Origin of the sequence: Trebonia sp., assembly GCF_049794275.1 — a bacterium.
Taxonomy (GTDB): domain Bacteria; phylum Actinomycetota; class Actinomycetes; order Streptosporangiales; family Streptosporangiaceae; genus Trebonia.
Map to the genome: position 1 here is coordinate 1 of NZ_JBARCR010001180.1, position 7,690 is coordinate 7,690.

9 protein-coding genes are annotated in these 7,690 nt (G+C 69.5%); 1 reads left to right on the forward strand and 8 read right to left on the reverse strand.

The annotated features are described in order from the left end of the window. Both WA805_RS29165 and WA805_RS29170 read right to left on the reverse strand, forming a co-directional pair. On the reverse strand, nucleotides 1–892 hold an 892-nt coding region (locus WA805_RS29165), incomplete at its 3' end, for a class II fructose-bisphosphate aldolase (RefSeq protein ID WP_422289740.1). Between the two features lie 38 nt (nucleotides 893–930). Continuing rightward, nucleotides 931–1,920 (reverse strand): carbohydrate kinase family protein, encoded by a 990-nt coding sequence (locus WA805_RS29170; protein ID WP_422289741.1) that lies wholly within the window; start codon nucleotides 1,918–1,920, stop codon nucleotides 931–933. A 217-nt stretch (nucleotides 1,921–2,137) separates the two neighbouring features. Here WA805_RS29170 and WA805_RS29175 point away from each other — a divergent pair, with 217 nt between their 5' ends. Next, the gene (locus tag WA805_RS29175) at nucleotides 2,138–3,076 is read left to right on the forward strand and encodes a sugar-binding transcriptional regulator (protein ID WP_422339921.1); all 939 of its coding nucleotides are present in this window, start codon (nucleotides 2,138–2,140) and stop codon (nucleotides 3,074–3,076) included. A gap of 50 nt (nucleotides 3,077–3,126) precedes the next feature. Here the strand turns inward: WA805_RS29175 and WA805_RS29180 are convergent, their stop codons facing one another. The 6 genes from WA805_RS29180 to WA805_RS29205 all read right to left on the reverse strand — a co-directional run. After that, the gene (locus tag WA805_RS29180) at nucleotides 3,127–4,290 is read right to left on the reverse strand and encodes a dihydrolipoamide acetyltransferase family protein (RefSeq protein ID WP_422289744.1); all 1,164 of its coding nucleotides are present in this window, start codon (nucleotides 4,288–4,290) and stop codon (nucleotides 3,127–3,129) included. Further along, nucleotides 4,291–5,325 (reverse strand): alpha-ketoacid dehydrogenase subunit beta, encoded by a 1,035-nt coding sequence (locus tag WA805_RS29185; RefSeq protein WP_422289750.1) that lies wholly within the window; start codon nucleotides 5,323–5,325, stop codon nucleotides 4,291–4,293. Beyond that, nucleotides 5,318–6,346, reverse strand: coding sequence for a thiamine pyrophosphate-dependent dehydrogenase E1 component subunit alpha (locus WA805_RS29190; protein ID WP_425243928.1), 1,029 nt, complete (start codon nucleotides 6,344–6,346; stop codon nucleotides 5,318–5,320). The genes WA805_RS29185 and WA805_RS29190 overlap by 8 nt, the downstream gene beginning before the upstream one ends. A 94-nt stretch (nucleotides 6,347–6,440) precedes the next feature. Further along, nucleotides 6,441–6,983, reverse strand: coding sequence for a D-lyxose/D-mannose family sugar isomerase (locus WA805_RS29195; RefSeq protein ID WP_422289746.1), 543 nt, complete (start codon nucleotides 6,981–6,983; stop codon nucleotides 6,441–6,443). 23 nt (nucleotides 6,984–7,006) lie between these two features. Next, nucleotides 7,007–7,405: a DUF1707 SHOCT-like domain-containing protein gene (locus WA805_RS29200; RefSeq protein ID WP_425243929.1), complete on the reverse strand. Its 399-nt coding sequence runs from the start codon at nucleotides 7,403–7,405 to the stop codon at nucleotides 7,007–7,009. Further along, on the reverse strand, nucleotides 7,402–7,690 hold a 289-nt coding region (locus tag WA805_RS29205), incomplete at its 5' end, for a YbjQ family protein (RefSeq protein WP_425243930.1). The genes WA805_RS29200 and WA805_RS29205, both read right to left, overlap by 4 nt.

Sequence of the window (7,690 nt, forward strand, 5' to 3'; positions counted from 1 at the left end):
ATGCCCGGCCCGATGAGCCGTAGAGGCGCAGCAGGGAGCGGACGGTCTCGGTGATCGCCGACTGGCCGGCGGCCAGGAAGTCGGCTTGCTTGTGCGAGCCGACCAAGTCGTGCACGGACTCATTGCCGGACCATGAACGCGTCCGATCGAGGACCGCATCCAGGAAACCGCGCTTCAGCCGCGTGCCTACGTTGAACTTCGCCACGCCGAGGCTGATCGCCGCGGCGACCGAGGCAGGCGGGAACCCGGTCCCGCCGTGGATGGCCAGCGGTACTTCGACGGTGGCCTGGATGGCCTGCAGCCGCTCGAGGTCGATCTCCGACTCGTAGGCCGTCAGCAGGTGCACGTTGCCGACGGCGACCGCGAGGCAGTCCACGCCCGTGGCCGCTACGAATTCAGCTGCCGCGCCGGGGTCGGTCATGTAGGCATGGCTGTCATCGACTGCGCCGTCGTGGTAGTCGGGCAGGCTGCCGAATTCCGCCTCGACGGCCACGCCGACCGGGTGGGCGGCGGCCACCAGCTTGGCCACGGCGTCGCGGGCCTCCGGTACCGGCCACCGGTGGCTGTCGATCATCACGAAGTTGAATCCGGCAGCCACGCCCCTGACCGCCTGCTCGAGCGTGTGGGTCTCGTTGAGCAGGAAGGATGCCGGTATCCGGCAGCCTTCGAGGAGGGCGCGACCGCTCGCGCCGAGGAATTCGATGCCGCCCGCGTCAAGCCACTCATCAGCCAGCATCGTCGCGCCGAAACCGACTATGACGGGGGCGTTCTCGGCCTCGGCCGCCGCCAGCACGGCCTCGAGAGAGTAACTGTCCCAGCTCTCGAAGTAGCCCAGGGCGTAGCCGTCCGCGCGGGCGGCGGCGAGCATATCCGGAGCGGGGACCAGCGGCATCGGGAACTCCCTTGCTAACGACTGTTAACGACGGATGATCAGGACACGGCAGCCAGTCGCACGCTGTCGGCCGCGGCGAGCGCTTCGTCCCTGGTGAAGACCGTGCCCGTGCAGCCGAGCCCGCGGCACACCGAGCCGCCGAGCGCGGTGGCGAATCGCAGCCGCTGCTCAGCGGGCCAGCCTTCGATCAGGCCGAGGATGATCCCGGCGGTGAAGGCGTCCCCGGCACCGGAACCATCGACCACCTCGACAGGGAACGGCCGCACCCGGATCACGCGAGCGGGGTCAGCGTACACGGCGCCCTCGGCGCCGCAGGTAATGACGACCGACGCGCAGCCCAATTCCAGCAGGGCCCTGGCCTGGTCAGCCGGGTTGTCATGGCCGGTGACCAGGCGTGCCTCGTCCTCGTTCGGCAGGAAGCAGTCGACGTGCGGGAGCACTGGCCGGAGCGCCTTGAGAGGATCGTCCGCGCCACGGGGCACAACGACGTCGAGCAGCGTGGCGGTCCCTCGCGTGCGAGCCCCGGCGAGCAGGTCCGCGACCCCTTCAGGGTCCAGCCCGAGAAGCGCGAGATAGCCGCCGATAGCCAGGACTCGCACGCCGGACAGCAGAGGTGCTATATCCGCGACGCCCAGTTCGGCATTGGCCCCGGGAACATGGATGTACCGTCGGTCCTCGCCGTCGACGGGCAGGATGACGGTCTGCGACGTGGCGGCCCGCTGCCCGGTAGAGACGCCGTCAACCAGGACCCGCTTGCGCGCCAGGCTGCGCCGCAGCCAGCGCCCGTACTCATCATCGCCCACCTTGCCGACTAGCCCGGTGCGGACGCCGAGGCGAGCCAGGATCACCGCGGTGTTAACCGCGCAGCCGCCGGCGTCCAGCAGGAAGCCGTCAGAAACCACGAGTTCTCCGGGCCGGGGTAGGGTCGGCAGCGGTGACACGAAAAGGTCGGCGATGATCAGCCCCGCGCAGACGACCGCCGGGGCTTCGGGCTGAACGGAGACCGGGAGCGCTTCGCCACCGCTCACGGCTACTCTCCGATCTGATCGAATGCCCGACGTGTGAGAATATGATCAGTTTGGCCTGCGACGTGGCCGACGTCAAACACCGCGATGAATCGCAACAGCCTCGGCTACGTCACCGAACGCTCTATGAGTGAAGCCCTCAGGAAGGGACCGGCGCCACATGACCGATGCTTCGCCAGCCCGCATCGCAGGAAGATTGCCAGGTAGGCAGCCGGTGTCAATGGAAATGCTAGCCAGGGTCGCCTCGATGTATTACCTCGAAGACATGACCCAGGACAAGATCGCGACGCAGCTGGGCCTGTCCAGGCCTAAGGTCTGGCGCCTGCTCCGGCAGGCGAAGGAAACGGGCATCGTCGAAATCACCGTGAACCTGCCCTCGTCGCTCGCGATGCCGGTGGAGACCGAGCTCACGTCCCGTTTCGGCCTGTCCGGCGCCATCGTGGTGGCGGACCAGCACGACGAGTCGGCGATCCGCGCCCAGGTCGGCCGTGCGGCGGCCGGGCTCCTCGACCGGCTCCTGCCCGACGGCGGCACGCTGTCGATCGGGATGGGGCGCAACGTCAAAGCGGTCAGCCAGCAGGCCACCGGCCTGCGTCCGCGCCGCTGCACCGTGGTCAGCGGGATCGGCGGCTCGGCCCAGGTCGGCGAAGGCCTCAACTCCACCGACATCGCCACCCGGTTCGCCGATGCCCTGGGCGGCAAGGCCGAGGGGATCTACGCGCCTGCCTACGCGGAGAGCGAGGATGTGCGGGATGCCTTCCTGACTCACGCCGACATACGCCGGACCATCGCGCACGCCCGCGGCGCCGGCTTTGCCATCGTCGGCGTGGGTGACGCGGTGGACGAATCCCTGGTCGTCAGCCTCGGCTGCATCACGGCGAAGGATATGGCCCGGATGCGCAAGGACGGCGCTGTCGGGGACATCCTCGGCGGCTTCTTCAACGTCCGGGGCGAGCCGGTCGCCGAGTGGATCGAGAACCGCGTGGTGGGCCTGACCCGCGAGGATCTCCGTAAAATCCCGGTTGTGATCGCCGCGGTGTCGGAGGAGGCGAAGTCGGCCGCTGTGCTCGGCGCGCTGAACTCCGGACTCGTCCACACCCTGGTCACCTCGGTCGGCGTGGCGCGGCGGGTGCTGAAGCTCGCCGACCGGCCCGGCTGAACGGCGGGCCAGGCGGCTCAGCCGGACGGCGGCCTTTCCCCGGCTCTTTATCAGCGTTCCAGCTCGGCGCAGACCGCGGCAAGGAACCGTGCCGCCGCCGCGCCGTCCACCGTCCGGTGGTCGACGGTCAGCGCAAGATCCAGCTGCGGCACTGCGGCGATGCCATCCGCGGTAACGGCGGGCCGCTCCACGGCGCGGCCGACCGCGAGGATCGCCGTCTGGTCCGGGTCCACGATCGCCTCGAACCGGTCGACGCCGAACATGCCCAGGTTGCTCAGGGTCATCGCCGCCGGGGCGGTAAAGACGGCGGACAGCCGACCACGGCGCCCTTCGTCCACGGCCCGCCGCATCGTGAGCACGAGGTCTTCGAGACCGAGCCGATCGGGTTCCGGGATGGTCGCCACGATCAGATTGTCGTCGGCGGCGATCGCCAAGCCCACGTGGCAGTGCGCCAGCCGCAGGAAACGTGGTCCTTCGTCGAGCCAAACGCGGTTCACGTCCGGCATCGCCCGCAGCGCCGCGGCCGCCGCCTGCAGCAGCACATGGGTGAGCGTTACCCCGTCCAGTCCCGCCGCACGAGCCAGGGCCGACCGCGCGTCGACGGTCCTTGACACGGTGAACTGGGGCACGGTGGCGGCGCGTGACAAGCGCGCCGCGATCGCCCGCCGGTGCGGGGGCACTACGTCGGTTGTCCCGTCGTCCGCGCGCCGCGGACTGGCGCTGTCCAGCGCGGCCAGCACGTCCCGGCGTTCGATCCGTCCGCCGGGACCAGATCCCGTGACCTGCGCCAGGTCGATACCGCGCTCACGGGCAAGCGCGCGGGCGGCCGGGGTTGCGGGCAGCCGCGGGGAGGAATCCGTCGCCGAGACGCTGGCCGGTGACGAGACGCCGGGCGACGGCGAGACGGTGGCCGGCACCCGGCGTGCTGTGGCTGCGGCTTCCGACACCCCTGGGACGGCCTGCGGGATGTCCTCACCAGGTTGGCCGATCCAGGCGACCACCGTCCCGATGCTCACCGTCTCCCCCGGCCCGGCGAGGCAGCGCAGCAGCGTACCTGAGGCGGTGGCCTCGACTTCCAGTTCGGCCTTGTCGGTCTCCGCCTCGAACAGCGGCTCCCCCTCGGTGACCTGCTCGCCCTCCGTCTTCAGCCAGGCCGTCAGCCGCAGCTCGTCACTGGTCTGCGCCAGCGCCGGCACGCGGATCGGGGTCGCCATCTACGCCACCGCCTCCCTGACGGCCGCGACGATATCGGCCACCTGCGGCAACACGGCCTGTTCAAGGACCGGCGCGGCGGGCGCCGGGGCATCCTTCGAAGCCACCCGCTTGACAGGTCCATCGAGGTAGGAGAGGCATTCGTCGGCGGCGCGGGCCGCGATCTCCGCCCCCCAGCCCCCGGTCAGGCTGTCCTCGTGGACGACGACCAGGCGGCCGGTCCTGCGCACCGATCCGAAGATCGTGTCGCCGTCCAGCGGCAGCAGGGTGAGCGGATCGATGACCTCGCATTCGATGCCGTCACGGGCCAGCAGGTCGGCCGCCGCCAGGGACCGGTACAGCGACACATGGGTCGCCACCAGCGTGACATCGGCGCCAGGCCGTTTGATCACCGCCTTCCCGATGGGCACCAGGTACTCCTCCGCGGGTACCTCGGCGGTCAGGTCGAGACCGCCCGCCGCCTCCCGCCCCTTGCTGCCGTACAGCAGCTTGTGCTCGAACACCAGCACCGGGTTGTCGTCGCGGATCGCGCTCTTCAGGATGCCCTTGGCGTGGTAGGCATCCGACGGCGCTACCACCTTCAAGCCAGGCACATGGACGAAATAGCTCTCCGGGCACTGGCCGTGCTGCGCTCCCCGGGTAGTCGCCCCGACTGGCGCCCGCATCACCATCGGCACCCGGATCTTCCCGCCGGACATGTAGCGGAGCTTCGCCGCCTGGTTGACCAGCTCATCCATGCACTCGAAGAGGAAGTCCGCGTACTGCACGTCGGCCACCGGGCGCATTCCGAGCACCGCGGCTCCCACCGCCGCGCCAGCGATCACTTTCTCGCTGATCGGCGTATCGATGATCCGCTCGTGCCCGAATTCCTCGACCAGGCCCAGGTAAACGCCGAACGCGCCGCCGAAACCGCCCTCGACGCCGATGTCCTCTCCCAGCAGGAACACTTCCGGGTCGCGGCGCATCTCCTCCGCGATCGCTTCTCGCAGCGCCTCGCCGATCGTCAGCCGCCGGACCGCTGCCACCGCCTCAGGCATAGACATCCGCCGTCGCGTCGCCGGGGTCGGGAAACGGCGAATTGCGCGCGAACTCGACCGCGTCATCGAGCTCGGTCTTCACCTCTGCTTCAAGATGTCCCAGCGTGGCCTCGTCCAGACTCGCGCCGAGGACGAGCAGCGGATCTCGCGCCGCCCAGCGGGCTTCCTCCTCGCGGGTCCGGTACCCGCGCGCGTCACTGCGGCTGTGCCCGGTGAACCGGTAGGTCTTGCATTCCAGCAACGTGGGCCCGTCTCCCGCCCGGGCCGCCGCCACGGCGTCACGGGCCGCCGCACGCACGGCCAGCACGTCCATGCCGTCGACGATCCGCGCGGGCACGCCGTATGCCTTCGCGCGCTCGGCGACGTCAGGGACGAGCGCGACCCGGCTGTACGACGTGGACGCGCCATACAAGTTGTTCTCGCAGACCAGCACCACCGGCAGCCGCTCGACCGCGGCGAAGTTAATCCCCTCGTGAAACGCGCCCTCGTTCGTCGCCCCCTCGCCGAAGAAACAGACCGCAACCTGGCGGCGGCGGCGAAGCTTCATGGCCAGTCCCAAGCCGGTCACCACCGTGTTGCCCCCGCCGACGATCGCGATCGCAGGCAGCATGCCCACGTCCGGGTCACCCAGGTGCATCGAGCCGCCCTTGCCTGCGCAGCAGCCGGTACGCCGGCCGTACAGTTCGGCCATCGCGGCGCGGGTACTCACGCCCTTGGCAAGCGCGTGTCCGTGCGGGCGATGCGTGGACGTGATCCAGTCGTCACGCGTCAACACATCGCACACGCCAACCGCCACCGCCTCCTGCCCCTGGTATTGGTGCAGCGTTCCCGGGATCTCACCGTCAAGAAACAGCCGGTAGACACGCTCTTCGAACCGGCGTATAAGCAGCATCCGCCGGTACAGCGACCCCCTCAAATCGCTGTCAGCCAGCGTGGCAGGCTCGGTGCCGTCCGCAGGCGAGTCCGCCGGCCCCCGGATATTGATCAAATGATCACTCATTGAACAAATGATGACAGTCAATGTAGGGGCCGGTCAAGTAGCGCACAGGCAGGCGCCGCGACCCTGCTATGCGGTCAACGTGCAGCGCGTGGACCCGGCCATCGCCTGAGCAAGGTCATCCGTCGGCCAGCCGGGTGGCCCGCTCGATCCTGGGATCGGTGAAGATATCCAGGTCGTCCCGGCTCCGGGTAGAGAATTCCGAAACGATCGCCCCCTCGTCCCCTGCTTGAAACCAGTGCAGCGTGTCAGGGGGAACCGTGTACTGTTCCCCGGGCCGCAGCACGATTTCGTGCCACGCGGTGAACGTTCCGTCGGCGGGGACCCGGGCGTGCGGGTGCGGCGCGGGCTCCCCTTCCGTGTAGACGTACACCGTGCCCGCACGGCAGCGGAAGGTCTCCTCCTTCCCTGGCGTCCCGTCAAACGGCGGATGCCGGTGCTCCGGACAGATCTGGCGCGGGAACATCGCGAGCTCCTTCGCGGCGACCCGCTCCGTGTTCACGTAGACGACGATCTCCAGGCCGGTCTCCTCCAGCTTCGACAGGCCGAAGTCGGCTATCTCGATCGCGGAGCGCTCAGCGTCCGTCAGCGCGATTCCCGCTTGGACGAATATCTCCGCCGCTCGCCCACGCGCCTCGGCGAGTTCCTTTTGGGTCAGCATGAGTCCTCCTCTGGCCGCTGGCCTTATAGCAGGGCGTCGTCCGGTACGTAGTGGCGGCTCTCGTCTGACGGGTCGATCCAGACCCGCATGATCACGCCGCTGGACGGATCGCGGAACCGCTCAGCCGTCGGCACCCAGCCCGGCTCCGGCTTGTGCGTCTGGGCGTGCCGCCCGCGGGAACCCCCGCCGCGCCCGGCGCCCGGCGTATCGGGGACACCGGCGGGCGGGAGGTCGGCCAGGGCCACCGCGGCCTCCTCGGCATAGGCGGCGGCCAGCACGACACCGACCCGGTGGCGCAGGCCGTCCAGATCCAGCCGGCCCGCGGCGTAGTGCTCGCGCAGCAACGCGATCAGGCGCTCGCGGTCGGCGTCCCCGAGCAGCGAGCGCCGCCCGGCCGGCGCACCGCCCCCGGGCTCGCTCATGCCGACGGCGTGACGACCACCGCGCTGCCGTAGGCGACGACTTCGGCGCGTGCCTTGCCGATCTCGGAGGAGTCGAAGCGCATCGCGATCACCGCGTTGGCACCGAGCAGCTTCGCGTTCTCGATCATTCGGTCGATCGCATGCCTGCGGGCGTCTTCGAGAACCACCGTGAACTGCGAAACCTCGCCTTGGCGCAGCGACGAAATCCCGCCGGCGACGGTCTTGCTGAAGCCCATCGCCCGCACCACCAGACCAAACGTGATGCCGAGATTCCGTTCCACCACC

Excerpts from the sequence above, each read along its gene's own strand:
- WA805_RS29175 (WP_422339921.1), top strand. The coding sequence starts at position 2,138 with ATGGAAATGCTAGCCAGGGTCGCCTCGATGTATTACCTCGAAGACATG.
- WA805_RS29180 (WP_422289744.1), bottom strand. The coding sequence starts at position 4,290 with ATGGCGACCCCGATCCGCGTGCCGGCGCTGGCGCAGACCAGTGACGAG.
- WA805_RS29185 (WP_422289750.1), bottom strand. The coding sequence starts at position 5,325 with ATGCCTGAGGCGGTGGCAGCGGTCCGGCGGCTGACGATCGGCGAGGCG.
- WA805_RS29195 (WP_422289746.1), bottom strand. The coding sequence starts at position 6,983 with ATGCTGACCCAAAAGGAACTCGCCGAGGCGCGTGGGCGAGCGGCGGAG.
- WA805_RS29200 (WP_425243929.1), bottom strand. The coding sequence starts at position 7,405 with ATGAGCGAGCCCGGGGGCGGTGCGCCGGCCGGGCGGCGCTCGCTGCTC.